This is a genomic window from Curtobacterium sp. MCLR17_032 (assembly GCF_003234795.2).
GTDB lineage: Bacteria > Actinomycetota > Actinomycetes > Actinomycetales > Microbacteriaceae > Curtobacterium.
Map to the genome: position 1 here is coordinate 1,288,513 of NZ_CP126268.1, position 26,422 is coordinate 1,314,934.

Genomic DNA, 26,422 nt, shown 5'->3' on the forward strand with positions numbered 1-26,422 from the left:
GATCTGGTGAACGTGCTCCGCACACAGCAGGCCGTTGTGTCAGAAGCGTCTTCGTGACGGATCCCACGAAGGGGTACTCGCAGATCGGGTCAACGCACAAGAACGGCGACCGGAGAAACACCTGATCAGAGGCCCGTCATCCGGGCCTCGGTTCCCGTCGGAGGATAGGCCGATGCCCGTCGCGGGATACAGCCTTGTCTTGTGCCTTCGACGGCCGCATCGTCTCAGGGATCCGGAGGTTCTTAAGACACCCCACCGAAAAGCCCCGGTGGAACGCAGATTCCATCGGGGCTTTCTTCCTTGGTCGCATGGAATGCCCTCCAAGTCCCCTCCGCCACACGGCAAAAGATGAAGCGGTGTCGCTTGTTCTCTGGGTACGATCCGAGCAACCACCCTGGAGGAGCGACCAGATGACCACGCCCGAACCCACGCCCGAGCCGACGCCGATGCCGTCGTCGCCGAAGCCTAAGCAGACGCGTCTATCGCAGACGGACGTTCCGAGCTACTCGTTGGACCAGGCGCTGCGGGTCGTCCAGGCGATTGCAGACAACTACGCCTACAGCCCCACGCGTCCCATCCACGTTGCGAGTGCGATGAACATGACACCTTCGTCGGGTGGGTTCCGGGGGATGACAGGAGCGGCGGTCGCATACGGACTTACCACGGGGGCGTCGAACGCTCCCGAGATCGGTCTAACTCCTGTTGGGTTGCGGATCGTTCGACCAACGTCAGAGGGTGACGACCTCGCTGCGAAGCGTGAAGCCGTTCTCAAGCCACGTGTTATCGGTGAGTTTCTCAGGCAGTACGACAACGCAGCTCTTCCCTCGGATGCGATCGCTCGCAATGTCCTTCTTGAGATGGGTGTGCCTGGGGACAAGGTTGAGTCCGTCCTGACTCTCATTGTGGACAGTGCAGCGGCCGTCGGATTCCTCCACGACAATAAGGGCAAGAACTACGTAGATTTATCGGGGACCGTCTCAAAGCAGCCCGATCCATCGAATTCGCACCAGGGCTCGACTTCTCAGCCTGTGTCCCCTATCGTGCAGTCGCCCTCCCCAGTAAGCGCCCCTGTTGCTCCTCTTGTCGCTTCGCCTACAGTGACGCTGTCGCCAGGAGTTCACATCAACATTGAGATCCACATAGCCGCAGATGCAACGAGTACCACCGTCGAAGATATCTTCAAGAATATGCGTCGGTACGTGCTCAAGCCCGATACTGAGCAGGAAGATGAGCGCGACTAGCGGCGAGCCGTCGCCAGACTATCTGCGGCGTTTACGCGAGTTTCAGATACAGGTCCGACAACGATCTAGAACGAATACTGTCGTTGTACCTGCGCGCGCTCCATTCTCTGGCCGCGACGCAGTGGTGATGGAGAGGCTGAGGCGTCTGTCCGAGTCGCTCGCGCAATCTCTGGAGCAGTCCCTTCGGGACTTGAATGACCCGACGCGGCTCAGCTATATAGGTCCAGCCGGCGAGCTGCGCGAGGTCATGCGTGCCGCAATACAGCAGCTGGCTCCCGACGAGGAAATACGTAAGCAGCCGTGGTACAAGGGCGTTCCCGCGCCAAGCGGGAAATCAATGAATCCTAGTCAGGCTGAGCGAGCCAGATATGCTGCCCAGGTGCGCGGCGGCAATTCCCAACAAGTCAAGGAACTAGACGGAATAGTCGAAGCCTCCATTGGCCGTATCAGTCGTGACACCTACACAGTCAGCAGCAAATCGTTCCATTCTGGTGCAGCCCAAGAGCAGGTCAGGAAGCTCACCGGATGGATCTTTGCGATACTCGACGAGGTCTTGCCTGAGTAGGGGCATCGTTATCTGTTTGCGCGGGCGTCCACGCGCTGGTGCCCCTGGGTTACATGTGACCGTGAAACGAATGCCGCCGCCACGAAGGCGAAGCTGCGCGTCCCAGTCACATGCTCCACCGTATTGCCCCCTGCCGATGAGCGCATTGCGTTGTCGGTGAACGACTCGCCGCAACGAACCTGAGGTGCCATCTCCGCATTGAACGGTAGCGCCGGCAAGCAACTCGTCCTCGCTAAACTGCAACTCGGGGAGGCTTTGCGGCGGCCGTTGACCCTGGAGGTCATCCGTGGTTGGAGGTACTCGTGTCCGACTGGTCATGTCTTGCCGGTGGACCTCGTCATCCTGCCTGCATTTCTGCGGGTGGCGTCCACGAACTCGCTCGACATCAACGCGTAAGCGGCGCCGGCTGCTGCGATTGCGCAAGGGGTGTCGGCGTGCAGAAGGCCGGCGAAGTGTTCTCCGCCGGCCTTCTGGGTTCAGATGCCGAGTCAGCCCTTCAGGGCGTCTTCGAGTGTGAGGGAGGCGGGGAGATCGTCGCCTTCGTCGCTGGGAACCTTGGTGAACAGGGTGCTCTCGGTGACGGCAGCGTTCCGTGCGGCGGTGTTCTGCTTGGTCTCGTAGACACCTGCTGTGCCGCCGGTGACGGAGAACTGGCTGGCGAGGTCGCCGTCGAGCCCCGACGGCGACAGGTACAGCAGGTACGTCTTGCCTTGCTCGAGCATCGCGCCGGGACCGGGGTTCCCGGCGCTGCCGTGCTGGCGAACGACGAGGGTTGATCCTGCGGGGTGGCTGGCGTCGGTCTTCGCGGTTGCGCTCACTTCCACGGTGGAGAGGGTGAACTCGCTGCCGCCGGGGATGTCGTTGGCAGTCTTCTGGTCCTGGACGATGCCGCTGAGCACGATGCTGCTGTCGGCTGCGAGGGCGGGTACGGAGTCGTACAGTTCGACTCGGGAGCCAGCGGAGTGCGGCGAGGAGCATCCGGTGAGGGCGATGGCGCTGAGGGTGAGGACGCCTGCTGCTGCGGCGACGGTGATGGTGCGGTTCATGGCCTGGTCCCTCAGCACATCTTGTTGATGCCGGCGCCTTCGTCGGAGGTGAGGTTTCTCCCTCCAACGTTGTGTGCGGCGGTCGCCGGGTCGTAAATGACGCGGGCGGTGACGTGAGCGAGTCCGAGTCCCTTGCCGAGTTCGTGGAGTCAGATGACCTTGATGTTCGCGGTGGTCTTCCCGAGGCGTCGCGACGAGGAAGAACCCCGAGACTGTGCGACAGCAGCCTCGGGGCTCTTCCGGTGTCAGCGGTGCGATCGCGCGCCCTGGTGCACACCGGCTCGTGTCTCGTTGTGCTGGCGGCGTTGGGCGAGGAGTCCGTCGATGGCGGCCACCACGGCGACGATGAGCAGCAGCCAGCCGATGAACGCTGGGTCCTGCACGCCGATGAGATACGTGACGCCGATGAGAGCAGTCACGACCGCGGCGACGTAGGCGCGGAGATGCCGCTCTTGATGCCAGGGGCGGTGGGGCTTGTTCAGTGGTTCGCTGCGCATGTGTTGGTCCACTTCTTGCAGTTCTTCACGTAGCAGGAGGTGCAGACGATACTCGCGCAGAGGAATCCTGCGACCGGGCTGCCGTAGAACGCGACGACGCAGCCGCCGCAGCAGGAGCCGAAGCCGGCGAGATCAATGCTGGTGCAGAGCCGGACGGCGTAGGTGCCGACGGGACACTTCAGCTTCATCACTGCGTCGGTGCCGGCGGCAGCGGTGACTGATTTCAGCGTGGAGGCGCTTCCGCCGGTGCCGACGAGGGTCGCGGCGTCCTTCGTGATGTCGTACATGGCGGTGGCGGACCGTCCGACGGATCCGTCGGCTAGGTGCTCTTGCCAGTTGAGGACGGCGCGGGTGTCGCTGAGGTTGGTACCGGTGACGGTGATCGTCCGACCGTCCTTGTACTTACGGATGGCGGACTTCGCGATGGTGCCGCTCTTGGCGGAGTCGATGTGCTTCGCGGCGAACGGTGCGAGGGCTGAGCTTGCGGTGAGTGCGGCGGCGCTGCGACGTGCTGTCGTGTCGTCGAGTTCTGTGGTGGACTGCGCTTCCTGGAGGTACCACTCGTCGTCGTTGACAGTGGTGAGGCCCCGCGCAGTCCTGGTTTCGGCGTTGGCGAGCTCCGGGAACATCGTTGACAGTGCTCCGACGGCGACTGCTGCGAGCCCACCCCCAATCAGTTGCCGACGTCCGAACCCCTGCTTCTTCTTGTCGTCAGACATGGACATGCGATTCCCCTTCAATCGGTGTTGCGGTCGTGCGGTAGCGCATCGCGACCCCCGCGATGGCTGCCAGGACGGTTGCTGCGGCGAGTGCCCAGTAGTTGGACGGAGTCGCGGTTGGTGAGAGTGCGGCTGCTGCGGCGGTGATGGCGATGAGTGTGACGTTCCGGACGATGAGCGCGGGTCGGACTTCGCTTGCGGAGAGCGTTCCGTGACAGCCGCAGGAGGTGTGGATGCCGCGGCGGAGGACACTGGCGAGCGCGGCGGTGTACGTGGCGAGGAGGACGATGACAGCGACGGCTCCCGTGCGGGGGTTCTGCCCGCTGATGAGGAGAGCTCCGGCGCCGACTTCTGTGGCGGCGAGGAGGAGCGCCGCGGGTCGCTCGAGCGACGTCGGGAGGAGCTGGTAGGCGTGGACGGTGCCTGCGGTGGTGTTGAGTCCGTCGCGGACTTTCACGACGCCGCTGATGAGCATGTAGGCGCCGATGAGAAGGAGTGCGCAGTACGTGACGACGGTCATGTTTCGCTCCACTCTGAGTGATGCGGAAACGGTAAATCAGGTCGCTCTCCTCACGCAAGACCTTTCGGTCTACCCCGCTCTGAGGGTCGGTTCAGTGACGCGTCAGCAGCCCTGGGGGATCTTCACTGGCACAGGAGATGGCGTGATCCGCCGACCGCCGACCGCCGACCGCCGACCCCGACCCTCGACCCCCGCCCCGATCCGCAACTGCGGGATGCCGTGCCGCCACCTGGCCACCCGGCCACCCGGCCACCCGGCCACCCGGCCACCCGGCCACCCGGCCGCCCGGCGACGAGCGCGGTCAGCGTCGCGCGAAGACGAAGTCCGGTTCCGGTTTGTCCGTAGTCCCCGAGTAGAAGCCGAGGGAGAAGGACTTCGCGGAGAAGCCGTCGAAGTCCCGGTATGCGACGCTGAAGAGTTGCCCGTCGCTGTCGAGCTCGAGCATTCCCTGCTCTTCGTCGAGCACCGACCACGTGCCGCTAGCTGAGATCGAGCTGGAACCCGGGTTCGACAGACATGCCTCGAGCTCGGGGCCACCAGATGACTTGTTGCAGACGAGGGCGGCGGGGAAGTTGCGCGCCTTGAACTTCCCGTTCTCGGACAGGACGAGAGCCGCGGTTGCGGCGCCGGATTCCTTGATCCACGTCCCGGGAAGTCGCTCCTCGAATGCCCGGTGGGTCGGGCTGCTCCCGAACGGTGCTCCACTGCAAGCGGTCAGGAGTACTGAGGTCAGTGCGATCGTCAGAACTGTCAAGCCTTTCCTGCGGATCAGCACTGCACCGTCTCCTTCCGGACGAACTCTTCTGTGACGCGTGACATCGGTCCGCCCTCGCCAGCAGCACCTCTGAGCCATTGTGATCGAAACCCTTGAACCGCGGGGGAGGCCCAAGCGCGGTCCCGCATCGAGGCTGCGGGCATCGCTGTCCGCTGCGGCTTCGGAACGCAGCCGCTGACGGACGGGAGGCCTGGTGCCAGCTGGCACCGTCCCTCCAGGCCGGGCCGTCACCCCGCTGGCGCGGTGCGCCGGTACCGGAGACGGGCGGGGCAGTCGAACCGGTCCGGCGGCGGTGATGAACGAGTGTCGTAACTTCACTGTCATGACTCATCTGCAAGCAGCCGTCAACGGTGATGTCGACCATCCTGCGATGCCGAAGACCGCCGAGGAGATCGCAGCAGACGCGGCGGCCTGTGTCGAGGCCGGGGCGACTCTGCTGCACCTGCATGCGTTCGACGAGCATGGTGAGGAGACTCTCGAAGCTGGGCCGGTGGGCCGTATGCTCACGGCGGTCCGCGCGGCGTGTCCGGGCGTCCCGATCAACGTGACGACCTTCGCTTCGATCGTCTCCGACCCCGTTCATCGTCTTCGCCTCGTCGACGGATGGACGGTGCTGCCGGATCTCATCGCTGCGAATCAGGGGGAGGAGGGCATCGACGATGTGAGCGCTCTTCTCTCAGCACGAGGCGTCGGGATCGAAGCGTGTGTCCTGAGCGTCGACGATGTCCGCACGTTCGTGCGCCGCGGGTCCTGGTCGCGCTTCGCCCGGCTGGTGGTCGAACCGCTGGAACCCGTCCCGGAAGACGCGGTGGCCCTCGCAGAAGAGATGGAATCCGGCCTCCGACCGGCAGGAGTGCGCCTGCCCGAGCTGCATCACGGTGTCGGAGCAGCGTCCTGGACGATCATGCGACGTGCGGTCAGCAACGGGCACAGCATCAGGACCGGGCTCGAGGACACTCTCGTGCTCGAGGATGGTTCACCGGCGGTGTCCAACGCGCAGCTCGTCGCCGCCGCGTCCGCGATCGTCCACGGATCGGAGAGGGAGCGGAGCGAACTGAGTCGGTGAGGTTCGAGAGTCTCTGGGGGGCTGACTTCGGCCGTCCATCACGCTGAGCGGGCGGCTGTCCGCGGCCGCTGCCGCTGGCGCTCATAGAATCGCAAAATGCCCGACCCTCGCCGTCTTCCGCTGTGGGCGGGACGGACGGCCGCGCTGCTGGGGATCGTGCTCGTTGCCTTCTCCCTGCGTCAGGCGGTCGCCGCGGTGTCGCCGATCCTCGGCGACATCCGGACGGACATCCCGCTCTCCGACCTCGATGTCGGCTGGCTCGGGACCCTGCCGCCCCTCCTGTTCGCGGCCTCCGGGTTCATCGCGCCGCGGATCGCCCGAAGACTCGGTCTCGATCGCGGCATCGTCGTTGCATCGCTGCTCATGACCGCTGGTCACCTCCTTCGAGCGTTCGCTCCGGGGATCGCGGTCCTGATCATCGGCAGCATCCTCGCTTTCGCCGGCACGGGGATCGGGAACGTACTCCTGCCCTCGATCGTCCGTCGGTACTTCCCGGACCGGGTTGCGCTGCTGACCGCGATGTACGCCTGCGTCGTCGGCGTGAGCACGGCCGTACCCGCCGCCCTCGCAGCGCCCTTGGCGGAGCAGGCCGGCTGGCGGTTCTCCCTCGGCATCTGGTCCCTGACCTCGGTCGGCGCGCTCGTCCCGTGGGTCGTCGTCATCGTGCGAGAACGACGCCAGCGAGCGGCGGACCCGGTCACCGTTGACGTCGCGTCCCCATCGGTCGTCATCGGCCTGTGGCGGTCTCGTGTGGCCCTGTAGATCACGTTGGCGTTCTCGACCAGCACGATCCTGACCTACGCCAGCTTCGCGTGGCTGCCGGACATGCTCGGGGATCTGGCGGGCACGACGCCCACCGAGGGTGGGGTCCTGCTCGCTGTCACCGGCCTCGTCAGCGTGCCCGGCGCGCTCCTCGCACCGCTCCTCGTCGCACGGTTCCGCAACGTCGGCTGGCTGATCGCGGTCGGCGTCGTCAGCTTCGTGCTCGGCTACCTCGGCCTGCTCGTCGTGCCCACACCGCTGACGCTGCTCTGGGTCCTGCTCGTCGGCCTGGGATCGATCCTCTTCCCGGTCTGCCTCGTCCTCATCAACGCCCGCACCGGCACCGCGGCGGGCACCGTCGCACTCAGTGGCTTCGCCCAGGGCATCGCGTACGCGCTCGGTGCCCTCGGCCCGCTGCTCGTCGGGCTCCTCCACGACGTCTCGGGTACGTGGACCCTGCCACTGCTGTTCCTGATCGCGATCGCCCTGCTCGCCATCGTCCCGGCGATCACCCTCGCCAGACCGGGGCTCGTGGAGGATGAGCTCGCCCGGTAGCGCAGACCGCGCGCATCATCCACGCGGAGAACGTCTCCGAAGGGTGGAGTCGCGCTCTCTCGGAGGGTCAGACCGTGGCAGGCACAGACGCTGGCTGGAGGGTGAACGCGCGCCGGCGCACGATGTACTCCTGCACGGCGATCATCACAGCGACGACGACGAGCACCTGGCCGAAGCCGGACGCGCTCTGGTAGCCGTGGTACCCGGCGAAGACGGTGAGGCCCACCTTCGATGCGACCAATGCGATGAACAACCCGACGGTCAATGCGGTGCCCTGGCTCATCCGATGCCCGTCCGCGTCGATCCAGACACGGGTGAGGTAGCCACGCGCCAGGCCCACGATCAAGCTGAGCACGGCTCCGGACCCGAGGAGCAGCCACGCGGCGGCTCCGGTCGGCACTGCAAGACCGCCCGTCACGGCTCCGATGGCTGCGTAGACGATTGCGATCAGGAACACGCCCATTCCCCTCTTCACCTCGCTCCGCTGGGTCTGCTTGTAGACGGAGAAAGCCATGAGGGCGATGACGACGACGATCTCGACGATCTCGACGATCTCGACGATCTGTGTTCTTTCCATGCTTCGATGCTCGTCTTCGACTGCGCCTGGCTCCACCATCCCAGGGTGGTGAGGCGGGTGGTGAGGCGGGTGGTGAGGCGGGTGGCTCCGGCGCTCGCAGGCGCAGCGTTGCGACGTACCGATGCACCCCATCAGCATGATCCGCGACGGATCCCGCCAACGGAGCACGCGCGGTCAGCTCGTGTGGGCGACCTTGTGCAGGACGTCGAGCGCGGCATCGATGGCGGCTTCGAGCGGCCAGGATGCCTTCTCCGGCTGGCTCAAGATGAGCCCCCCTTGGAGGGCGGCGAGGATGGCGACGGCGATCCGTTGCGGGTCGGCAGCGGAGTCGACCTCGCCGGCGCTCTGCATCTTGGCGACCCCCGAGGCGAGCGACAGCCGCCAGTTCGTCATGCTGTCCGTGATGATCTGAGCCAGTTCGGGATCCGTCATGGCTGCCTGCGTCGCCATCGAACCGATCGGGCAGGCCCACCGGCCGAGACCGATGTAGTAGTCGACCAGGGCATCGCGCCAGGCGTGCCACGACTCCCAGCTCGAGAGGTCGTCGATGTGCGGCTGCTGCGCTGTGAGAAGTTCGCCACCCTCCCAGACGGCGACTTCACGGACGAGTTCGGCTTTGCCACCGGGGAAGTAGTGGAAGAGCTGGCTCTTGCTCGTGAGCGTCGCCGCACGGACGGTGTCGAGAGTGGTGCCGCCGATGCCGGAAGCGAGGATCTCGCGACCGGTCGCCTCGATGATGCGCTGGCGAGTGGCTCGACCGCGTTCCGTCATGTTCGCCCCGTGCATGGGTTCAGCGTACCTCGCTGGACCAAGGAGTCCAGTCCATGGTAGGACTGGACCATGCAGTCCAACGAAGAAGAACTCACCTCTCTCCGATCCGATGACCGGCTCTCCGGTCAGACCGCCCTCGTCACCGGCTCGAGCAGCGGTATCGGGGAGGCGATCGCCCGGGTACTCGCCGCGTCCGGTGCCCATGTGATCGTCAACGGTCGCGATGCCGAGCGCACGCAGGCCGTCGTCGCGACGATCGAACGGGCGGGCGGCAAGGCCTCACCGCTCGTCGCTGATCTCGGGACATCGGCCTCCGACGTCCGCCGGTTCGCCGGCGAAGCCGCGGCCCTCGCCGGCGGCCAGATCGACATCCTGGTGAACAACGCCGGGATCTACCCGGCGACCGCGACCGCCGATCTCACCGAGGACGACCTCGACGCGGTCCTCAGCATCAACATCCGCACCCCGCACGTGCTCGTGGCGGCCCTCGCGCCGGCCATGGCGGAGCGCGGCCGCGGATCGATCGTCAACATCGGATCGTGGATGGCCCGAGTCGGCCTGCCCTTCGGGGCCATGTACACCGCGTCGAAGGCGGCGCTCGAGCAGATGACGCGCACTTGGGCGGCCGAGTACGGGCCTCGAGGGGTCCACGTGAACACGGTGGCGCCCGGAGCCACGAGCACTCCAGGCAACGCTGAGAGCGAGGACGTGCTGGCGGCGATGACTGCGGTGACCGTCGCCGGTCGCCCGGTACGTCCCGTCGATGTCGCCTACGCCGTCCGGTTCGCTGTCTCGGACGAGGCCTCGTTCCTCCACGGCTCGACCATCGACGTCGACGGTGGAATCGCCTCCACGCGGCTCGGCTGATGTCGGATCTGCGAGGACCGTTCGGTGCCGAGTCGACCGCCCTCGAGGTCGTCGACGGAATCGACCTCCGCAACAGGACCGCGGTCGTCACCGGTGCGGGATCGGGTATCGGTGTCGAAACGGCCCGTGCCTTGGCTGCCGCGGGCGCAGCGGTCACCCTCGCTGTCCGCGATGTCACGACGGGGAACCGTGTCGCGGCGGACATCCGTGCGAGCACCGGGAACGATGCCGTCCATGCGGCGTTCGTCGACCTGGCAGACGTCGGATCCATCCGGTCCTTCACCGACTCGTGGTCGGGGCCGCTCCACCTGCTGGTGAACAACGCGGGCGTCATGGACCTGCCCGAGCAACGCACTCCGGATGGCTGGGAGATGCATTTCGCTGTCAACCACCTCGGCCACTTCGCGCTCGCACGAGGTCTGCACGCAGCGATGCGGTCGGCGGGCAGCGCCAGGATCGTGTCGCTGAGTTCGAGCGGGCACGCATCCTCGGGGATCCGCTTCGACGACCTGTTCTTCGACAGCGACCCCTACGACCCGGGGCTCGCCTACGGGCAGTCGAAGACGGCCAACGTGCTCTTCGCCCTGGAGGCGACCCGTCGGTGGGAGGACGACGGGATCGCAGGGTCAGCGGTCATGCCCGGCGGCATCTGGACCAACCTGCAACGTCACTGGGACCCGGCCGTGCTCGCCGAGATGCGGCGGCGGTACCCCACCAAGACCGTCGAGCAAGGTGCTGCGACCAGCGTCTTCGTCGCAACACGGGCGGAGCTCGGGGTCGGGACTCCCGGTTACTACGAGGACTGCCACCCGGCGGAGGTCGTGGCGGCGATCCAGGGAGGCGTCCACGGGGTCCTCCCGCACGCGCTGGATCCTGCCGCGGCGGATCGGCTGTGGGAGGTGTCGGAACGGCTGCTGGCACAGTCACGGTAGCCGCCGAGGGACCGACTCTCGAGACGGTTCTACCGGAGGTGTTGCTGCAGGAAGTCGTACGTCCGACGGAGCGCGTCCGTGCGGGTGCACATCTCCGAGAAGTCGTGGTGACCGCCATCGACCAGCATCAGCTCGTGTGGGACACCCTGCTCGGTGAGGGTCTTCGCGAGGGAGATGCTCTGCTCGACCGGGACGGTCGTGTCCGCCGTTCCGTGGAGCAGGAACGTGGGCGGGGAGTCCGAGCGGATGTGATCGGACGGGGTGAACCACTGGTCCACGGGGCCGAGCGCCGTCAGGAGTGGAGAGCCGGGTTCTCGGAACTCGGGGGACCGGAGCGGGTCGTGGATGCCGTACCAGCTGGCCACTGCGCGGACGGGTTCCGCCTCGTCTGGCGCGGACGCGCCCGTGATGGTGGCGATGGTCGCGCCGGCCGAGTTGCCCCAGAGCGCGACCGCGGTCGGGTCGAGGTTGAACTGGGCCGCATGGCTCCGGAGGTAGCGGAGCGCTTCTCGGACGTCGTCGACCGGTGCCGGGAACCGTGCGAGGTTGCTGGTTCGGTACTCGACGCTGGCGACCGCGATGCCGCGTTCAGCGAGGGGGACCAGCGCAGGGAGGTACCGAGTGCGGTGCACGTTGCGGAACCCGCCGCCCTTGATGAACACCACGAGGGGCGTCGGTGTCGACGACCGGGGCTTCAGGAAGTCGAAGTGCAGCTGCTGACCGCCGGGCAGCAGCTGCCCGTCGCGGAACTGCGCGTACACGAGATCCGGGTACTGCTCGACGAAGTGGTGTGACGCCGGACCGAGTGGGACCGTTGAGGAATGGGTCATGGCTGCTTCCGAACGTTGCGGTGACGGCTCAGAGGGTAGCTCCGGTCTGGTGCAGATGTTGCGCGCCGGGCATCATCCACCTCACTCTTGTCGCGGGCAGCCGATGATCGGTGGCCCGCGAGGGGGAACCATGTCCGTACTACCCGTCCACGAGCTGATGCCTCGAGTCGCCGCGCTCAACGCCCCGGGAGCCCCGTACGTCTTCGAGATCGACGGGACGACGATCACCGGCCGCTGGGCCTTCGACGACCCGGCGCTCGCCGAGGTGCTGGGGGACGGAGGGGCGTCACCGAACTTCCGGTACGTCGTCACGCTCGATCCGTCGCGCGGGACGTTCCGCTGCTCGGAGCGCGACGCGGGCTACAACAACGGAGCGTTCCGCGCCTACCGCGGGTACAGCCGGAACTACAACATGGACCTGCTGACCATCATCGTCGCGTTGGTCCGCCGGGCGGAACGCACACTTCGCACCGGCAGCGCCACCCCGCCGCACCGGTTCCGGCAGGAGGAACTCAAGGCACCGCTCCGGTCCGTGCTCGAGGGGAGCGGCTGGCGGCGGCGTGGCTTGATCCGCTGACGCCAGGGCAACGGGCAAGGCGGAGACAGAAGCGCCTCGCTGGGGTCTGTCGGGCCACCCCGGTCGCGGAGACCTGCCCTCAGGTGCTACCGCTCGGACAGTCGGCGTCCCCGTCCGCCGACGAGGTCACGGCCGGTACTCGTCGCGCCGCTTCGGCGCGGGCCGACCCGGGTGCTGCGGCGGCACGACTCCACCAGAGAAGACGGCACCGATCACCCCGCCGAGTGTCCGCAGCGTCACGAGCACGAAGTGTCCGATCGCGCCGAGTACTCGTGGCATGGTCGCTCCCTCCGTTGCCCGACGTGCGGTCAGCGGCAGCCTACGGCGACAGCGGTGTCGAAGCGAGGGCGTGATCGGCATCACGAGCGCAGGCGGGCGGTGCGCACTAGGTTGCTGCCATGGGGACTCGTCGTGGACCGGTGCTCGCCTTGCTCGTGGTCATCGCGATGAGCGTCGCGGGGTGCACCGGAGAGCACGACGGGCTCAGCGGCCAGTACCGGAACGGCGACACGAAGAACTACATCTCCGGCAACGGCGCAGTCACCGAGTTCCGGGCAGCGGACCGCGGGCCGGCCGTCGACTTCTCGGCGCGGGACCTGGACGGGCACGTCGTCCGGGCCGACGAGCACCGAGGCCACGCCGTCGTCGTCAACTTCTGGTTCGCCGCCTGCGCGCCCTGCCGACTCGAGGCTGCTGACCTCGAAGCCGTGAGTCACCAGCAGGGTGCCCGCGCGACCTTCCTCGGGGTCGACGTCCGTGACTCGGCGGGGACGGCCCGCGCGTTCATCCAGAGTCACGACGTGTCCTACACGACGCTGATCGATGAGGACGCCGCCGTGCAGCTGGCCTTCGCGGGGGAGAACGCGCCCAACGCCACGCCGTCGACGATCGTGCTGGACAAGCAGGGCCGCGTCAGCGCACGGATCCTGGGTCCGGTCGATCGCAGCGTCCTGACGACACTCGTGGACGAGGCCAACGAGTGACGTCTCCGAGCGACAACGACCCTCTCGACGCTCCTCGACCGCGGCGATCAGACGGAGCCCCCGAGGCCGGGAGTCGCTTCGCTGGAGCCAGCGCCACGAGGGACGCGACGGAATCGGAGACGCCCGCGGGATCAGGTGTTCGGCACCGAGTAGTGCTCTCCGCCGTGGTCGTCCTCGGTGGCGCGGTCTCCGCGGTCGGGATGTACAGCCTCGGCCTGTTCCGGTCCCGCTCCTTCAGTTGGGACCTGCTGGTCACCGTCTCGGCGCTCGCGATCCCGGTGGGAGTCGCCGTCGCAGCCATCGTCGCCCGTGTCGGCGTGCTCGTCAGGAACCGAGCCGATCTGCACCTCGCGGCACATCCGGTGCGCCGGGCATCGATGGTGGTCGGGGTCCTGGCGTTCGTCGCTGCGTCGGTCGGCGGTCTGCTGCTGACTGCGGGCGGGTGGCAGATGGACCTGATCGGGGCTGTCGTGTGCGCTTGTCTCGCCGGTGGCTGTGCGGCTCTGGTCCTCCGCTGACCCGAGGCGGACACGACGGTCGTCTGGCATCGTCGAGGGATGCGACCGTCGACGATCCTGCTCGCCACGTTCACCGCCCTCTTCGGCGTGGCGACGATCGTCCTGGCGCTCCTCGTCGGCACCGGGGACATGGAGGTGCTGTTCCAGGTGCTCCGGCTCGGCGGCCTCGTCACGGTCGGGTTCGCGGCCGGTCTCGTCATCACGGTGACGAACCGCCGACGACGGGAGCGCCTGCAGCAGAAGAGTGTCGCCAGTCCGGGTACGTTCTTCGTGAACGCGCACCCCACGGACACCACCTACGGCGAGCTCGACGCGTGGCGTCCGGCGCTCCGGGTGTTCTTCCCGTGCGACCTCGGCTTCGACCGGAACGGCATCACGGCCTGGCCGGACGAGGGCAGCGGGCCAGCGATCCCGATCGCCACGCGGCAGGAGGTCACCGGCTTCGACGTGTTCGACGAACCGACTCCGCGAGGTGTCGCCTTCCGGTGGGGCATCGCCGTCTCCCTCACCCCGAGGGAGGCCGGCCCGGCGACGGTGCACCTCTGGATGTCCGACGAGCAGCCGCACCAGGACGAGTACGCGATGCGGCGGACGATCATGAAGATCGAGAAGGCCCTCGGCCCGAAGACGACCGCCTGACGTCCGCGTGCTCGATCGCGCGTGAAGGTCGCGTCGATCCCGTCACGGATGCGCGGTCCAGGGACCCGATTGCGTGGCGGACGAAGTCCCCGGGCGGCGCGACCAGACCGGCTCGGCCGGGACGGGCCTCCCGGCAAACCGCAGTCGGCTGCGGCGGACCGCAGCCGACCACCTGACCACCCGACCACCCGACCACCCGACCACCCGACCACCCACACTCACCCCGCCTCGGCGAGCACCGCCTCCGCCCGCTCCGCGCTGCCGGCGTCCATCCCGCGGTCGATGCGCCCGCGGGCGGCGAGCCAGACGACGACCCCGGCGACGAACACGAGCACCTCGGTGACGGTGAGCGCCCAGATGATGCCCGCGAGCCCGAACCAGAGGTTCCCGAGCAGGACGATCGGGATGAACAGCACTCCCTGCGCCAGGGACATCGCGATCGCCGGGGTGGCCAGCCCCGCGGCTTGGAACAGCGAGGTGAACAGCCCGGTGAACCCGTTCACCACCGTGGCGACCAGCTGGGCGACCAGGATCGTCAGCCCGATCGCCAGCACCGAGTGGTCCGAGGAGAAGACTGTGAAGACCTGCTGTCGGAAGACGAACACGGTGCCGGAGAACAGCAGCACGATCGCCCCGACCGTCAGCGCCGATGCCCGCAGTGCGGAGCGCAGCCGCTCCCGGTCGCCCTTGCCGTACGCGTAGGCCAGCAGCGGCAGCACACCGATCGTGACGCCCATCACCAGGAACTCCGGCACCTGGGCGATGCGGACGGCGACGCCCATCGCGGCCAGCGGGTCGTCGCCGTACTGCGCGGCCAGGTTGTTGAGCACCAGGGTCGTGACGATGAGGAACCCGGCCTGCAGCAGCTCGCTGACGCCGATGCCGAACACCGGCCCGAGGACCGAGCGGCGCAGCGTGAACCAGCGCAGCGACAGGCTGACGTTCTCGCTGTGCGTCCCGAGCCAGCGCACCCAGTAGACGATGCTGACCAGGTTGGCGAGTCCCACCGCGAGTGCGGCCCCGGCGACGCCCCAGTGCAGCACCAGGATGAACAGCACGTCGAACACCAGGTTGCCGATGGTCGACAGGATCAACCCGACCATCGCCTGGCGGGCGGCTCCCTCGGCGCGGACCATCTGCTCCAGGCAGAACGCCACGGCCAGCACCGGGACGAAGACGAGCATCACGCTGACGTAGGCGCTGGTGGCGGGGACCGCATCGGCGTCGGCCCCGAGCAGCCCGACGAGCGGCCCGAGGAACAGCAGTCCGAGGCCGCCGAGCACGATGCCCGTCACGACCGAGCCCCACACGGCGAAGGAGGCGACGTGCTTGATCTCGCCGGCCTTCGTCGGGTCGTGCTCGGAGGCGCCGAGCAGCCGCGACATCAGCGAACTGCCCCCGACGCCGAACACGCCACCGACGGCCATCACCAGGCCGAGCAGCGGAGTGCCGAACGTGATCGCGGCGAGCAGGGAGGTGTCGTGCTGCGCGCCGATGAACCCCGCGTTGATGACGTTGTACAGGGCGCTGACGACCATCGCGGCGGCCATCGGCACGCACAGGTGCACGAGGGCACGGAGGATCGGGGCGGCGGAGAGGTACCAGCGGTTATTCTCCGCTGCGGTGGCGGGTGTGGTGGTCGTCATGGTGGTTCCCTTCCGGGCAGCACGGATCGCGCGCCGACGGGACGCCGGCACGGCATGGTGGACGGCGCGACAGCAGGGCCGTCACAGCATCACGGGGAGCGCGTCGGCGGTGCCGTCGCGTGGGCAGGCTCGCGCCCGGCAGGCTCGCGCTTCGGGCGGACGGCCGGGAGGCGCGGGTGCGGTTACCGGGTGGGTTCCGGCAGCTCGGCGGTCACCTTGAGCAGGAGGGCGCGGAGCGTGGCGCGCTCGTCCGGACTGAGCGGGGCGAGCAGGCGGTCGTCGAGGGCGAGCATCGCGTCCTCGAACCCGGCGATCAGGTCGATGCCGGCGGGGGTGGCGTACACGAGCTTCGTCCGGGCGTTGCCGGCGTCCGCTCGTCGTTCGATGAGGCCCCGTTTCTCGAGCCCCTGCAGGAGGCTCGACACGCTGGCCGCACTGGTCCGGCTCACCTCGGCGATGTCGCGTTGGATGGCGCCGGGGTTCTGCTGCAGGTAGCCGAGGACGAAGCTCTGTTCGTGCGACAGCTCGCGCTCCCGCACCCACTCCTCGGCGGCCTTGCGCTGCGCCCAGCCGATCCAGCGCATGAGCTGGAGGGGCGTGTCGAAGTGCGGTGCCTGCATGATGAGGACTCTAAGTGTTCGAGTTCTAACTGTCAACAGGAGAGTGGGGTCAGGCCTTCGCTCAGTGCCGGACCGGGTCACTCCACTCGGGGAACGGCTCGCTGACGCCGGGTTTCGATGCGTCCGGGAACGTCGCCGGGTCACGCACCGAGGTCGCCCTGACGAGTGCCTTGGTGTCGTTCGTCCAGAACGCCTCGCTGTGGACGCCGATCGAGGACTGGCCGTTCGGTCGGACCGACCAGGTCACCCACCACCCGTCGCCGGTGTCCGCTCTCACCTCGAGATCCGTACCGACCTTCGCGCTGCCCGAACGCCATCCCTTGTCGTCGAAGTACCGCTGCATGGGCTCCAGGTCGGCAGCGGCATCGGATGCTCCGTCCCGCTCGATGATCCGCGCTGCGCGGAAGAAGTACGAGTTCCCTGTTGTGGCCCCGTCCGGCGCCTCTCCGAATGCGTTGCCGCCGGCTGCCAGCGGGCGGACGTCCCCGCCGTTCCACAACCAGGTGCCGTCGGAGATCTGCCTCTGGGCCTCCGCCAGCAGGGCCTGCCCCTGCTCGTACCGCTTGCCCGCCAGGCGGAACTCGTCCTGCAGTGACAACTCCGCAACCTGCTCCCGGGTCATCCCCGCGGCGTCCGGAGCATCTGCTGCCGTCGAGCATCCGGTCATCGCGAGTGCCAGCGCCGCGAGAGCCACCGCCACGGATCCGCGCAGCCAGCGCGCAGTGCGTGCCCGAGTCGGTACCGCGAGCGATGCGTCGGTCGCCCCGTCGTCGGATGCCGACGTCATGCACACCACCCCCGTGTGAACTGCGATCAGATGCCCGAAGGTACACGAGCCGCGCCCGCGGGCTCCAGACGAACCGCTGCGCCTCACCTGGCATGCTGGGCCTCGTGCACATCACCCTGGACTCTGCGACCGACGTCGTCACCGGCATCCGCTTCCCCGAGGGCAACCGCTGGCACGAGGGCCGGCTCTGGTACTCGGACATGCACACCGGTCAGGTGTTCTCGATCGACCCGGACGGCGGCACGGACGCCGTCCCGCGGCTCGAGGCCACGGTCCCCGGGCAGTCCTCCGGCCTCGGCTGGTTGCCCGACGGTCGTCTGATCGTCAGCTCGATGGAGTCCCGCACGGTCGTGGCCGTCGAGGCCGACGGCACCACGAGCGTGTTCGCGGACCTGTCCACGGTCGAGTCGTCGCTCGTCAACGACCTGGTGGTCGACCCGGTGACCGGCCGGACCTACATCGGTGCGTTCGGCTACGACCTCTACGCCGGCGAGGAGCTGCGCCCCGGCCCGCTCTACGTCATCGAGCCGGACGGCTCGTTCCGCCTGGCGGCCGAGGGCCTGGTCTTCCCGAACAGCGCCAACGTCCTGCCCGGCACCCGCACCCTGGTGGTCAGTGAGACCTGGGGCGGGAAGCTGACCGCGTTCGACATCGAGCCCGACGGCTCCCTGGCCGGGCGCCGCGAGTGGGCCGCGCTGCCCGAGGGCGTCACCCCGGACGGCAGCACGATCGACGCCGAGGGGGCGATCTGGGTGTGCTCGGTGGACACGGGGGAGTTCCTCCGTGTCGTCGAGGGCGGCGAGGTCACCGACCGCATCGACGCTCCCGGTCGGTGTGCGATCGACTGCGCCCTGGGTGGTCCGGACGGTCGGACGCTGTACCTGGCGACGGCGGACAGCTACGACCCGGCGACGACCGCCCGGACGCATGCCGGGCGCATCAGCGCGGTGCGTGTTCCGGTGCCCGGCCACTAGTCGCACTCGACCCCCAGCGTCCTCCGGCGTACGATGGTGCCGGTTAATCGTTTAAGCAGCGGTCAGCCATCCACCGAACAACGACGCTCGGAAGGAACCACCACCATGCACACCAGGCCCATCTCCAGGAGGCGGCGCACGGTCGCCGCCGTCCTCGGGGCACTCGCCCTCATCACCGGGAGCCTCGTCTCCGCCACGGTGGGAGCCGGCAGCGCTGCCGCCGCCACCAACGGTCCATGCGACACCTACTCCGGCGCGGGCACCTCGTGTGTCGCCGCCTACAGCTCGACACGAGCGCTGTACGCGTCCTACAACGGCCCGCTCTACCAGGTGCAGCGCGCCTCCGACGGCGCCACCACGAACGTCGGCCTGCTCGCCGCGGGCGGGTACGCCAACGCCGCGACCCAGGACACGTTCTGCTCCGGCACCTCCTGCACGATCCCGAAGATCTACGACCAGTCGCCGAACCACAACGACCTCACCGTCGCCGGCGCCGGGGACGCCGGCCCCGCCAACCACGCGGCCGACGCGGCAGCGCTGCCGATCACGGTCGCCGGGCACAAGGCCTACGGCGTCTTCATGCCACAGCAGGTCGCCTACCGGATCCCGAGCACGATCGCCAAGGGCACCGCACGCGGAGCCAGTCCCGAGTCGATGTACGAGGTGGCGAGCGGCACGAACGTCAACCACGGCTGTTGCTCCGACTTCGGCAACGTCGAGACCCAGTCGAAGGACACCGGTAAGGGGCACATGGACGCCCTGAACCTGTCGATGCTCAACGGCAAGGGCAGTGCCGGCCGCGGCCCCTGGGTACAGGCGGACCTGGAGAACGGTGTCTACGAGGGCAAGACCGCGATCAACACCGTGAACACGGGCAACAGCTCGAAGTTCGTCACCGCGCTGCTGAAGAACGACGGCGTCGCGGCCTTCGCGCTCAAGGGCGGGAACGCGCAGTCCGGCGCCCTGTCGAAGTGGTACGAGGGTGCCCTGCCCACGGACAAGGACGGCGACGGTCAGGGCTACACGCCGATGAAGCTCGAGGGCTCGATCGTCCTCGGCGCCGGCGGTGACAACTCGAACCGCGGCACGCAGTCCTTCTTCGAGGGCGTCATGACGACCGGGTACTCGACCGATGCGGCCGACTCCGCCGTGCAGGCGAACATCGTGGCGCAGAACTACCAGGGTGTCTCCACCGGCGGCGGACCGGGCGCAGCGATCACCGCGCCCGGCGGCAAGTGCGTCGACGTCGCCGGCGACGACGTCGGCGGCAACGGAGCCGTCGTGCAGCTGTACGACTGCCAGGCGCTCGCCGCGGACCAGCACTGGCTGGGCAGCGTCTACGGCACGCACACGCTGAGCACGCTCGGGCGCTGTCTGGACGCGAACGGCAACGGCACGGCGAACGGCACCCACGTCGAGCTCTACGACTGCAACGGGGTCGGCGGTCAGCAGTGGATCGTGCAGCCGGACGGGTCGATCAAGAACCCGCAGTCCGGTCGCTGCCTGGACGTCCCGTCGGGCAACACCGCGAACACGACGGCTCTGCAGCTCTACGACTGCAACGGCAACGCGGCTCAGAAGTTCGTGGCGGCGGTGCCGATCGGCACCATCGGCGGCAAGTGTGTCGACGTCGCCGGCAACGACCTGCAGCAGAACGGCCAGCAGGTGCAGGTGTTCGACTGCCAGACCCTGCTGACCGACGAGCAGACCACCGACCAGCAGTGGGCGTACAACGCGGGCGACCAAACCATCCGCACGCTCGGTCGGTGCCTGGACCTGGACGGCAACGCCACCGCGAACGGCACGCACCTCGAGCTGTACACGTGCAACGGCGTCGGTGGGCAGCAGTGGGTCCCGCAGGCGAACGGCTCGGTGCTCAACCCGCAGTCGGGCCGGTGCCTCGACGTCCCGTCGGGCAACACCGCGAACGGCACCGCCCTGCAGCTCTACGACTGCAACGGCGCGGCTCCGCAGGTGTTCCGGCTGAACTGACCGGCACCAGTCGCGGGGGACCGCGGACGGGAGGCTCGGTGCCGGACCGGCACCGAGCCTCCTGTCCGTCACGCCCACCGGTCCGCCGGGTCGGCGCGACCGACATCGCAGAAACCGTGAAAGGGCTTGCTTCATCGATTAAGCAGGTGCAGGATGACCGGAGAGTTAATCGATAAAGCGCGTCGGCTCCGGCCACGCTCACGACGAGGAGGCGACACCATGCCGAAGTCCGTCACCCTGAAGGACGTCGCCGCCAAGGTCGGCGTCACCTCCGCCGCCGCGAGCATGGCGCTCTCCGGCCACGAACGGATCAGCGAGAAGACCCGCGCCGCGGTCAAGCAGGCCGCCGAGGACCTGGGCTACGTCCCGAGCTCCGCCGGCCGAGCCCTCCGCAGCCAGCGTGCCGACGCCGTCGCCCTGGTCGTCCCGAACTCGTCCGCGCACGTCTTCGGCCACCTGTACTTCATGCACGTCCTGACCGGCATGTCCACGGCCGCGAACGCCCACGATGCCCAGGTCATCGTCTCGACCAACGCGGACACCTCGAACGGCGGCGTCGCCTACGAGCGGGTCATGCGATCCCGGACCGCCGACGGCGCGATCGTCACCAGCGCCGCGATCGACGACCACCACGTCGAGGCACTCGTGGCGAGCGGCCTGCCAGTCGTCCTCATCGGCAACTACCCGCACCTCGCCGACGCGGTGAGCGTCGGGATCGACGACGTCTCGGCGACCGAGCAGCTCGTCGAGCACCTCGTGACCGAGCACGGTCGGCGCCGACTGCTGCACGTGTCGGGGACGCTCGACCACCAGACCGGCATCGACCGGCGCGACGGCTTCCTCCGCGCCGCCGAGGAGCACGGCCTGACCGACGTCGCCGTGATCGAGGGCGACCTGGCCGAACAGTCCGGCGCGGCCGCCGTCGAGCAGGTGCTCCGGCAGCGGACCGGCGACGAGCGGTTCCCGTTCGACGGCATCGTCTTCGCCAACGACGACATGGCCGTCGGTGGCCTCGCCGTGCTCCGACGGGCTGGCATCGACGTGCCGGGCGAGGTCGCGGTGGTCGGGTTCGACGACTTCGGGTTCGCCCGCGTCACCACCCCGGGCATCACCACGATCCGGGTCCCGGCCGAGGAGATGGGGCGGATCGCCACCGAGCGGCTCTTCGACCTCGTCGACCGGCGCCCGGGCGGCCACGCGCACACCGAGCTCGGCGTCGAGGTGGTCCTCCGCGGCTCGTGCGGCTGCGACCCCGACCACACCGACCCCCACTGACCAGAACGACACCGAACACCGAACACCGAACACCGAACACCGAACACCCGCAGCACGACCCACCCGCACGGCCCTGCACCACCGCACCACCGCACCACCGCACCACCCACAGCACCCGCAACGCAAAGGAGCGTTCCCCGATGAAGCACGCACGCACGACCCTCGCGGTCGTCTCCGGTGCCGCAGCACTGGCACTGGTCCTCACCGGTTGTTCCGCCAGCGGCAGCGCCGCCCAGGACGGCCCCGCCACCCTCAAGGTCTGGACCGGGTTCACCGGCGGTGACCGACCGGGTTACGCGACCATCGTCAAGGACTTCGAGAAGTCGCACCCCGACATCAGGGTCGAGATGACCGTGCAGCCCTGGGACACGATCCAGCAGAAGCTGCCGTCGGCCTGGCTCACCGGTCAGGGTCCGGACGTCGCCGCGGTCTCGTCGGACCCGAACGCCGTCGCCCAGTACGTGAAGACCCGCTCCGTCCTGCCGATCACCGACACGGGGGAGGGCAGCGGCAAGATCAACACCGGGTCGTTCGCGCCCGGCACGGTCGAGGAGTTCACCTACGACGGCAAGCTCTACGGCGTCCCCGCCAACTTCGCGACGCTGAGCCTGTACTACAACAAGAAGCTCTTCGCGGACGCCGGCATCACCGACCCGCCGAAAACGGTGCAGGAGATGGCGACGGACGCGAAGAAGCTCACCACCGGCGGCAAGTACGGCATCGCGCTCGCCGACAACCAGACCATCCAGATGTGGCCGGTCCTGCAGTGGCTCGAGGGCGGCGACATCGTCAGCGGCAAGGGCTGCAGTGTCGTCCAGACGTCCGCCGGGCAGAAGAGCCTGTCGACCTGGGCCGATCTGGTCGCGAAGGACAAGGTCAGCCCCGTCGGCCTCACCGGCGCCGAGGCGGACTCGCTCTTCTCCGCCGGCAAGGCCGCGATGGAGATCAACGGCCCCTGGGCAGCGTCCGGGTACAAGGACGCCGGCATCGACTTAGGCATCGTGAAGGTCCCCGTCGGCGTGGACGGCAAGTCGAGCACGCTCGGCTCGATCGCCCCGCTGTCGATCTCCGCCAAGACGAAGTACCCGAAGCAGGCGCAGGAGTTCCTGGCCTACTGGACGTCGAAGACCGCGCAGCAGAAGTTCTCGCTGCAGACCGGGTTCCCGCCGCTCCGCACCGACCTCTCCGACGACGCGAAGCTGACCGCCGACCCGACGGTGTCGGTCTTCGCCAGCCAGGTGCCGGACGCACGCCTGTACCTGCCGCACGTGCCGAACGCCACGAAGGTCGACTCCGACGCGTACGTCCCGCTCATCGGCGAGATCACCCGCGGCAAGTCCGTGGCCGACGCCACGAAGAGCGCCGGCCAGGCGATCAACGGCCTCACGGGCTGCAGCAAGTGACCGACCAGCTCACCGGCTCGGCCCCGCCACGCAGCCCGCGTGGCGGGGCCGCCGCCCCGGACGGACGGGAGGCGCGCCCCACCCGGGTCCGCACCCGCCGGTTCCAGCCGGCCTGGCTCTTCATGGCCCCGTCGCTGCTCATCCTGGGCGCCTTCGTGGTCTTCCCGATCCTGCGGTCGCTGTACTACTCGTTCTTCGACTGGACCGTGGGCGCCGCGACCCAGCCGTTCGTCGGCTTCGGCAACTACGTCACGCTCTTCCATGACGGACAGTTCTGGAACGCACTGCGGATCACGCTCGAGTTCACCGTCGTCTCGGTCGTGCTCCTCGTGGTGTTCGGCTTCATCGCCGCACTGCTGCTCCAGCGGGACACCCTGGCGAACCGGATCGTCCGCTCGGTGTTCTTCTTCCCGACGATCGTGTCCCTTGTGACGATCGGCCTGGTCTGGAAGTTCCTGCTCGACCCCGACATCGGCCTGGTCGGCGGGATCACCGCGGCCCTCGGACTGCCGAGCATCGCCTGGCTGCAGTCCACCGCTCTCGCCCTGCCGACGATCGTCTTCGTCTCGGTGTGGAAGAGCATCGGCTTCGCGATGATCCTGTTCGTCGCCGGGCTCAAGGGCGTTCCCGCCGAACGGTACGAGGCCGCCCGGATCGACGGCGCGAACACCTGGCAGACCATCTGGGGGATCACCCTGCCGAGCATCCGTCCGACCATGCTCTTCACCTCGATGATCCTGACGATCCAGTCGTTCCAGGTGTTCGACCTCGTCTACGTGATGACCGGCGGCGGACCGGTCTTCCACACCGACACGCTCGTGAACCTGCTCTACCGCGACGGGTTCGTCAACTACCAGACCGGCTACGCGTCGGCGATCTCCTGGGTCCTCTTCGTGATCATCATGCTCATCTCCCTCCTGCAGCTCCGACTGTTCCGGTACGACGATGTCGACTGAGGCGCGCACGCGGCGACCGTCCGCGACGGGGCCGGCACGGGCCTCCCGTCCGGAGCCCACCCGCGACCGGCGACACGGCCGCCGGACCGGCACCGCGCGCACCGGGTCCGTCCTGAAGTGGGTGTACCTCGGCATCGGACTGGTGTTCGCCCTCGTGCCGTTCATCTGGATGGTCAGCGGGTCGTTCCGGTCCGAAGCGGACCTGTTCGGCCACCCGGCCAGCCTGTTCCCGACCAGCATCACCCTGCACGGCTACGTCGGGGTCTGGCAGCAGCTGCCGTTCCTGCGCCTGCTGGCGAACTCGTTCCTGTTCACCATCGTCACCACGGTGCTGACGCTGCTGTTCGACTCGATGTGCGCCTACGCGCTCGCCCGGATGCGGTTCGTCGGCCGGAACGTGGCGTTCGTGCTGGTCATCGCGACCCTGATGGTGCCGTTCCAGGTGACGCTCATCCCGGTGTTCGTGGAGCTGTTCCACCTGGGGTGGCTGAACACCTACCAGGGGCTCATCATCCCGCGGGCGACCAGCGCGTTCGGCATCTTCCTGTTCCGGCAGTTCTTCATCGACATCCCCGTCGAACTCGACGAAGCCGCCCGCATCGACGGTGCCGGACACTGGCGCATCTACTGGCAGGTCATTCTGCCGCTGGCGAAGCCCGCCATCGCCACGGTCGCCGTCCTCAACGGGATGGCGCTCTGGAACGACCTGCTCTGGCCACTCGTCGTCACCACGTCGAACGACATGCTGACGCTGCCCGCCGGACTGACGCTGTTCGGGGGAGCACACGTGACCGACCACGCCGTGCTGCTCGCCGGCGCGGTGATCTCGCTCGTGCCCATCGCCCTCGGGTTCTTCTTCGCCCAGAAGTACTTCGTCGCCGGCGTCGCCACCACGGGGTTGAAGTGACGGCCGCGGGCGGAGCGTTCCCCGCCGGCAGCTTCACCTGGATCGCCGGCATCGAGGACACCTGCGTGCACCCACCCGAACGCTTCGCGATGGCACCGCTCGACGAGCACGAGCTCACCGGGCACGACACCGCCTGGCGGTCGGACCTGGACCTCGTCCACTCCCTCGGCGCGACCGCACTCCGGTACGGGGTCGACTGGCCGCGCGTGCACCTGGCCCCCGGGGTGTTCGACTGGGCCGTCCTCGACGAACGCCTGGCGTACGCGGCCGGGCTCGGGCTCACCGTGATCGCGGACCTGGTCCACTACGGCACGCCGACCTGGCTCGACGACTCGTTCGCCGACCCCGCCTACCCCGACGCGATCGCCTCCTTCGCCGGGGCCTTCGCCGCCCGGTACCGGGGTGTCGTCGACCACGTCACACCGCTCAACGAGCCGATCACCACGGCGTCCTTCGCGGGCCTCCGCGGGGTGTGGCCACCGGCCCTGACCGGGTGGGACGGCTGGACCGCGGTCGTCCTCGGCATCGCCCGGGGCATGCAGCAGAGCGTCGCCGCCGTCCGGTCCGCCAACCCCGACGCCACGATCGTGCACGTCGAGGCGACGTCGATGTTCAGCACCGACGACCCCGGCCTCGGAGCCGATGCAGCACTCCTCGCCGACCTCGGCACCGTCCCGACCGACCTGGTGCTCGGCCGCGTCGACCCCGACCACCGCTCGTACCGCTGGCTGCTCGAGCACGGCGCGACCCCGGCCGGGCTCGCCGCACTGGTCGACGGGGCCGTCACACTCGACCTGCTCGGCGTGAACTACTACCCGGACCTCTCGCCCCGCCGCCTCGAGCCCGGCCCGGACGGCACCGTGCAGCACGCTCACGACCGGTGGACGGCCGGACTCGTCGAGTCGCTGACCGGCTTCGCCGAGCGGTACGGGTTGCCGATGCTCGTCACCGAGACGTCGATCGAGGGCGACGACGACCTCCGCTCCCGCTGGGTGCAGGACGCGTCCGCCGCCGTCACGGCGCTCGCCGATGCCGGGGTCGATGTCCGCGGCTGGACCTGGTGGCCGGTCTTCGACTTCGTCGACTGGTCGTACGCCTCCGGCGGCGTGAACGTCGAGGAGTTCGCGGTCGCCCCCGAGGTCCTCGCAGCCCGCCAGCAGGTCGGGGGAGCGAAGGAGCCCTTCCTCCGGCGGATGGGGCTGGTCCGACTCGAGGAGCGAGCGGACGGCACGCTCGACCGTGTCGAGACCGCGGCCGCAGCGGCCTTCCGTGCGCTCGCGACGGCGGCGAGCGTCGCCCGTCCCTAGCGACGGCGGACGGGAGGCGCGTCACCCGACCGGTGCGTGCCTCCCGTCCGCCGTGCGGTCGGCCCGGTCAGTCCGCCGCTGCGGTCGCGACCGATCCCGTTGCGACCGGTCCCAT

The 26,422-nt window shown here is 68.4% G+C and carries 30 protein-coding genes; 18 read left to right on the forward strand and 12 right to left on the reverse strand.

Annotated features, from left to right (window positions below):
• The first annotated feature begins 410 nt into the window (after window positions 1-410).
• Together DEI97_RS06085 and DEI97_RS06090 are read left to right on the forward strand one after the other, a co-directional pair.
• Window positions 411-1,241 carry a hypothetical protein gene (locus DEI97_RS06085; RefSeq protein ID WP_146248177.1) on the forward strand — a complete coding sequence of 277 codons (831 nt, stop codon included), beginning with the start codon at window positions 411-413 and terminating at the stop codon, window positions 1,239-1,241.
• A gap of 127 nt (window positions 1,242-1,368) precedes the next feature.
• A complete protein-coding gene (locus tag DEI97_RS06090) occupies window positions 1,369-1,806 on the forward strand; it encodes a pPIWI-associating nuclease domain-containing protein (protein WP_181439303.1) in 438 nt (145 codons plus the stop codon).
• 488 nt (window positions 1,807-2,294) lie between these two features.
• On the opposite strand, the gene DEI97_RS06095 is transcribed toward DEI97_RS06090, so the two are convergent.
• The 5 genes from DEI97_RS06095 to DEI97_RS06115 form a co-directional block, all read right to left on the reverse strand.
• Window positions 2,295-2,852, reverse strand: a complete 558-nt coding sequence (locus DEI97_RS06095; RefSeq protein WP_111075445.1) for a hypothetical protein — start codon at window positions 2,850-2,852, stop codon at window positions 2,295-2,297.
• Between the two features lie 245 nt (window positions 2,853-3,097).
• Window positions 3,098-3,349, reverse strand: a complete 252-nt coding sequence (locus DEI97_RS06100; protein WP_146248175.1) for a hypothetical protein — start codon at window positions 3,347-3,349, stop codon at window positions 3,098-3,100.
• A complete protein-coding gene (locus DEI97_RS06105; protein ID WP_146248174.1) occupies window positions 3,331-4,074 on the reverse strand; it encodes a hypothetical protein in 744 nt (247 codons plus the stop codon). The genes DEI97_RS06100 and DEI97_RS06105 overlap by 19 nt, the downstream gene beginning before the upstream one ends.
• The gene (locus DEI97_RS06110; RefSeq protein ID WP_111075443.1) at window positions 4,061-4,588 is read right to left on the reverse strand and encodes a MauE/DoxX family redox-associated membrane protein; all 528 of its coding nucleotides are present in this window, start codon (window positions 4,586-4,588) and stop codon (window positions 4,061-4,063) included. Before DEI97_RS06110 ends, DEI97_RS06105 begins: the two co-directional genes overlap by 14 nt.
• Window positions 4,589-4,889: 301 nt before the next feature.
• Window positions 4,890-5,342, reverse strand: a complete 453-nt coding sequence (locus DEI97_RS06115; RefSeq protein WP_146248173.1) for a hypothetical protein — start codon at window positions 5,340-5,342, stop codon at window positions 4,890-4,892.
• 343 nt (window positions 5,343-5,685) lie between these two features.
• Between DEI97_RS06115 and DEI97_RS06120 the strand changes: the two genes are divergently transcribed.
• The 3 genes from DEI97_RS06120 (at window position 5,686) to DEI97_RS06130 (ending at window position 7,746) form a co-directional block, all read left to right on the forward strand.
• Window positions 5,686-6,429 carry a 3-keto-5-aminohexanoate cleavage protein gene (locus DEI97_RS06120; protein ID WP_111075441.1) on the forward strand — a complete coding sequence of 248 codons (744 nt, stop codon included), beginning with the start codon at window positions 5,686-5,688 and terminating at the stop codon, window positions 6,427-6,429.
• A gap of 96 nt (window positions 6,430-6,525) precedes the next feature.
• Complete coding sequence (locus DEI97_RS06125; protein WP_258376741.1) at window positions 6,526-7,191, forward strand: MFS transporter; 666 nt, start codon at window positions 6,526-6,528, stop codon at window positions 7,189-7,191.
• Between the two features lie 6 nt (window positions 7,192-7,197).
• Window positions 7,198-7,746 (forward strand): MFS transporter, encoded by a 549-nt coding sequence (locus tag DEI97_RS06130; protein WP_258376740.1) that lies wholly within the window; start codon window positions 7,198-7,200, stop codon window positions 7,744-7,746.
• A 67-nt stretch (window positions 7,747-7,813) separates the two neighbouring features.
• Here DEI97_RS06130 and DEI97_RS06135 read toward each other — a convergent pair whose 3' ends face one another.
• Together DEI97_RS06135 and DEI97_RS06140 are read right to left on the reverse strand one after the other, a co-directional pair.
• On the reverse strand, window positions 7,814-8,359 hold the full coding sequence (locus tag DEI97_RS06135) for a DUF1453 domain-containing protein (RefSeq protein ID WP_146248172.1): 546 nt from the start codon (window positions 8,357-8,359) through the stop codon (window positions 7,814-7,816).
• Between the two features lie 138 nt (window positions 8,360-8,497).
• Window positions 8,498-9,109 carry a TetR/AcrR family transcriptional regulator gene (locus DEI97_RS06140; RefSeq protein ID WP_111075439.1) on the reverse strand — a complete coding sequence of 204 codons (612 nt, stop codon included), beginning with the start codon at window positions 9,107-9,109 and terminating at the stop codon, window positions 8,498-8,500.
• A gap of 54 nt (window positions 9,110-9,163) precedes the next feature.
• Between DEI97_RS06140 and DEI97_RS06145 the strand changes: the two genes are divergently transcribed.
• On the forward strand, window positions 9,164-9,961 hold the full coding sequence (locus DEI97_RS06145) for an SDR family NAD(P)-dependent oxidoreductase (protein ID WP_111075438.1): 798 nt from the start codon (window positions 9,164-9,166) through the stop codon (window positions 9,959-9,961).
• On the forward strand, window positions 9,961-10,893 hold the full coding sequence (locus DEI97_RS06150) for an SDR family NAD(P)-dependent oxidoreductase (RefSeq protein ID WP_111075437.1): 933 nt from the start codon (window positions 9,961-9,963) through the stop codon (window positions 10,891-10,893). Before DEI97_RS06145 ends, DEI97_RS06150 begins: the two co-directional genes overlap by 1 nt.
• A gap of 29 nt (window positions 10,894-10,922) precedes the next feature.
• Here DEI97_RS06150 and DEI97_RS06155 read toward each other — a convergent pair whose 3' ends face one another.
• The gene (locus DEI97_RS06155) at window positions 10,923-11,723 is read right to left on the reverse strand and encodes an alpha/beta hydrolase (RefSeq protein WP_111075436.1); all 801 of its coding nucleotides are present in this window, start codon (window positions 11,721-11,723) and stop codon (window positions 10,923-10,925) included.
• 130 nt (window positions 11,724-11,853) lie between these two features.
• On the opposite strand from DEI97_RS06155, the gene DEI97_RS06160 reads away from it, so the two are divergent.
• The gene (locus tag DEI97_RS06160) at window positions 11,854-12,300 is read left to right on the forward strand and encodes a hypothetical protein (RefSeq protein WP_146248171.1); all 447 of its coding nucleotides are present in this window, start codon (window positions 11,854-11,856) and stop codon (window positions 12,298-12,300) included.
• Window positions 12,301-12,426: 126 nt separating this feature from the next.
• On the opposite strand, the gene DEI97_RS06165 is transcribed toward DEI97_RS06160, so the two are convergent.
• A complete protein-coding gene (locus DEI97_RS06165) occupies window positions 12,427-12,579 on the reverse strand; it encodes a hypothetical protein (RefSeq protein ID WP_181439302.1) in 153 nt (50 codons plus the stop codon).
• 119 nt (window positions 12,580-12,698) lie between these two features.
• Between DEI97_RS06165 and DEI97_RS06170 the strand changes: the two genes are divergently transcribed.
• From DEI97_RS06170 to DEI97_RS06180, 3 genes are all read left to right on the forward strand, one after another.
• Complete coding sequence (locus DEI97_RS06170) at window positions 12,699-13,283, forward strand: TlpA family protein disulfide reductase (protein WP_111075434.1); 585 nt, start codon at window positions 12,699-12,701, stop codon at window positions 13,281-13,283.
• 152 nt (window positions 13,284-13,435) lie between these two features.
• On the forward strand, window positions 13,436-13,801 hold the full coding sequence (locus DEI97_RS06175) for a hypothetical protein (RefSeq protein WP_111075433.1): 366 nt from the start codon (window positions 13,436-13,438) through the stop codon (window positions 13,799-13,801).
• A 39-nt stretch (window positions 13,802-13,840) separates the two neighbouring features.
• Window positions 13,841-14,440 carry a hypothetical protein gene (locus tag DEI97_RS06180; protein ID WP_111075432.1) on the forward strand — a complete coding sequence of 200 codons (600 nt, stop codon included), beginning with the start codon at window positions 13,841-13,843 and terminating at the stop codon, window positions 14,438-14,440.
• Between the two features lie 218 nt (window positions 14,441-14,658).
• Here DEI97_RS06180 and DEI97_RS06185 read toward each other — a convergent pair whose 3' ends face one another.
• The 3 genes from DEI97_RS06185 to DEI97_RS06195 all read right to left on the reverse strand — a co-directional run bounded on the left by DEI97_RS06185 (window position 14,659) and on the right by DEI97_RS06195 (window position 17,493).
• On the reverse strand, window positions 14,659-16,086 hold the full coding sequence (locus tag DEI97_RS06185; RefSeq protein WP_111075431.1) for an MATE family efflux transporter: 1,428 nt from the start codon (window positions 16,084-16,086) through the stop codon (window positions 14,659-14,661).
• 182 nt (window positions 16,087-16,268) lie between these two features.
• Entirely contained in the window at window positions 16,269-16,706 is a 438-nt protein-coding gene (locus DEI97_RS06190; RefSeq protein ID WP_220039224.1) for a MarR family winged helix-turn-helix transcriptional regulator, read from the reverse strand.
• Window positions 16,707-16,767: 61 nt separating this feature from the next.
• On the reverse strand, window positions 16,768-17,493 hold the full coding sequence (locus tag DEI97_RS06195; RefSeq protein ID WP_181439301.1) for a hypothetical protein: 726 nt from the start codon (window positions 17,491-17,493) through the stop codon (window positions 16,768-16,770).
• Window positions 17,494-17,597: 104 nt separating this feature from the next.
• Between DEI97_RS06195 and DEI97_RS06200 the strand changes: the two genes are divergently transcribed.
• The 7 genes from DEI97_RS06200 (at window position 17,598) to DEI97_RS06230 (ending at window position 26,307) form a co-directional block, all read left to right on the forward strand.
• A complete protein-coding gene (locus DEI97_RS06200) occupies window positions 17,598-18,467 on the forward strand; it encodes an SMP-30/gluconolactonase/LRE family protein (protein WP_181439300.1) in 870 nt (289 codons plus the stop codon).
• 105 nt (window positions 18,468-18,572) lie between these two features.
• Window positions 18,573-20,459: an arabinofuranosidase catalytic domain-containing protein gene (locus DEI97_RS06205; protein WP_111075428.1), complete on the forward strand. Its 1,887-nt coding sequence runs from the start codon at window positions 18,573-18,575 to the stop codon at window positions 20,457-20,459.
• Window positions 20,460-20,678: 219 nt separating this feature from the next.
• Window positions 20,679-21,734, forward strand: a complete 1,056-nt coding sequence (locus tag DEI97_RS06210) for a LacI family DNA-binding transcriptional regulator (protein WP_181439299.1) — start codon at window positions 20,679-20,681, stop codon at window positions 21,732-21,734.
• A gap of 140 nt (window positions 21,735-21,874) precedes the next feature.
• Window positions 21,875-23,137 carry a sugar ABC transporter substrate-binding protein gene (locus DEI97_RS06215; RefSeq protein WP_111075426.1) on the forward strand — a complete coding sequence of 421 codons (1,263 nt, stop codon included), beginning with the start codon at window positions 21,875-21,877 and terminating at the stop codon, window positions 23,135-23,137.
• Entirely contained in the window at window positions 23,134-24,093 is a 960-nt protein-coding gene (locus DEI97_RS06220) for a carbohydrate ABC transporter permease (RefSeq protein WP_220039223.1), read from the forward strand. Before DEI97_RS06215 ends, DEI97_RS06220 begins: the two co-directional genes overlap by 4 nt.
• Window positions 24,083-25,000, forward strand: coding sequence for a carbohydrate ABC transporter permease (locus DEI97_RS06225; protein WP_220039222.1), 918 nt, complete (start codon window positions 24,083-24,085; stop codon window positions 24,998-25,000). Before DEI97_RS06220 ends, DEI97_RS06225 begins: the two co-directional genes overlap by 11 nt.
• A complete protein-coding gene (locus tag DEI97_RS06230) occupies window positions 24,997-26,307 on the forward strand; it encodes a family 1 glycosylhydrolase (protein ID WP_111075425.1) in 1,311 nt (436 codons plus the stop codon). The genes DEI97_RS06225 and DEI97_RS06230 overlap by 4 nt, the downstream gene beginning before the upstream one ends.
• The last annotated feature ends 115 nt before the right edge of the window (window positions 26,308-26,422 follow it).

Excerpts from the sequence above, each read along its gene's own strand:
- DEI97_RS06150 (WP_111075437.1), top strand. The coding sequence starts at position 9,961 with ATGTCGGATCTGCGAGGACCGTTCGGTGCCGAGTCGACCGCCCTCGAG.
- DEI97_RS06170 (WP_111075434.1), top strand. The coding sequence starts at position 12,699 with ATGGGGACTCGTCGTGGACCGGTGCTCGCCTTGCTCGTGGTCATCGCG.
- DEI97_RS06090 (WP_181439303.1), top strand. The coding sequence starts at position 1,369 with ATGGAGAGGCTGAGGCGTCTGTCCGAGTCGCTCGCGCAATCTCTGGAG.
- DEI97_RS06160 (WP_146248171.1), top strand. The coding sequence starts at position 11,854 with ATGTCCGTACTACCCGTCCACGAGCTGATGCCTCGAGTCGCCGCGCTC.
- DEI97_RS06125 (WP_258376741.1), top strand. The coding sequence starts at position 6,526 with ATGCCCGACCCTCGCCGTCTTCCGCTGTGGGCGGGACGGACGGCCGCG.
- DEI97_RS06105 (WP_146248174.1), bottom strand. The coding sequence starts at position 4,074 with ATGTCCATGTCTGACGACAAGAAGAAGCAGGGGTTCGGACGTCGGCAA.
- DEI97_RS06110 (WP_111075443.1), bottom strand. The coding sequence starts at position 4,588 with ATGACCGTCGTCACGTACTGCGCACTCCTTCTCATCGGCGCCTACATG.
- DEI97_RS06140 (WP_111075439.1), bottom strand. The coding sequence starts at position 9,109 with ATGCACGGGGCGAACATGACGGAACGCGGTCGAGCCACTCGCCAGCGC.
- DEI97_RS06225 (WP_220039222.1), top strand. The coding sequence starts at position 24,083 with ATGTCGACTGAGGCGCGCACGCGGCGACCGTCCGCGACGGGGCCGGCA.
- DEI97_RS06085 (WP_146248177.1), top strand. The coding sequence starts at position 411 with ATGACCACGCCCGAACCCACGCCCGAGCCGACGCCGATGCCGTCGTCG.
- DEI97_RS06145 (WP_111075438.1), top strand. The coding sequence starts at position 9,164 with ATGCAGTCCAACGAAGAAGAACTCACCTCTCTCCGATCCGATGACCGG.
- DEI97_RS06190 (WP_220039224.1), bottom strand. The coding sequence starts at position 16,706 with ATGCAGGCACCGCACTTCGACACGCCCCTCCAGCTCATGCGCTGGATC.
- DEI97_RS06120 (WP_111075441.1), top strand. The coding sequence starts at position 5,686 with ATGACTCATCTGCAAGCAGCCGTCAACGGTGATGTCGACCATCCTGCG.
- DEI97_RS06180 (WP_111075432.1), top strand. The coding sequence starts at position 13,841 with ATGCGACCGTCGACGATCCTGCTCGCCACGTTCACCGCCCTCTTCGGC.
- DEI97_RS06155 (WP_111075436.1), bottom strand. The coding sequence starts at position 11,723 with ATGACCCATTCCTCAACGGTCCCACTCGGTCCGGCGTCACACCACTTC.
- DEI97_RS06165 (WP_181439302.1), bottom strand. The coding sequence starts at position 12,579 with ATGCCACGAGTACTCGGCGCGATCGGACACTTCGTGCTCGTGACGCTG.
- DEI97_RS06215 (WP_111075426.1), top strand. The coding sequence starts at position 21,875 with ATGAAGCACGCACGCACGACCCTCGCGGTCGTCTCCGGTGCCGCAGCA.
- DEI97_RS06205 (WP_111075428.1), top strand. The coding sequence starts at position 18,573 with ATGCACACCAGGCCCATCTCCAGGAGGCGGCGCACGGTCGCCGCCGTC.
- DEI97_RS06095 (WP_111075445.1), bottom strand. The coding sequence starts at position 2,852 with ATGAACCGCACCATCACCGTCGCCGCAGCAGCAGGCGTCCTCACCCTC.
- DEI97_RS06185 (WP_111075431.1), bottom strand. The coding sequence starts at position 16,086 with ATGACGACCACCACACCCGCCACCGCAGCGGAGAATAACCGCTGGTAC.
- DEI97_RS06100 (WP_146248175.1), bottom strand. The coding sequence starts at position 3,349 with ATGCGCAGCGAACCACTGAACAAGCCCCACCGCCCCTGGCATCAAGAG.
- DEI97_RS06195 (WP_181439301.1), bottom strand. The coding sequence starts at position 17,493 with ATGACGTCGGCATCCGACGACGGGGCGACCGACGCATCGCTCGCGGTA.
- DEI97_RS06210 (WP_181439299.1), top strand. The coding sequence starts at position 20,679 with ATGCCGAAGTCCGTCACCCTGAAGGACGTCGCCGCCAAGGTCGGCGTC.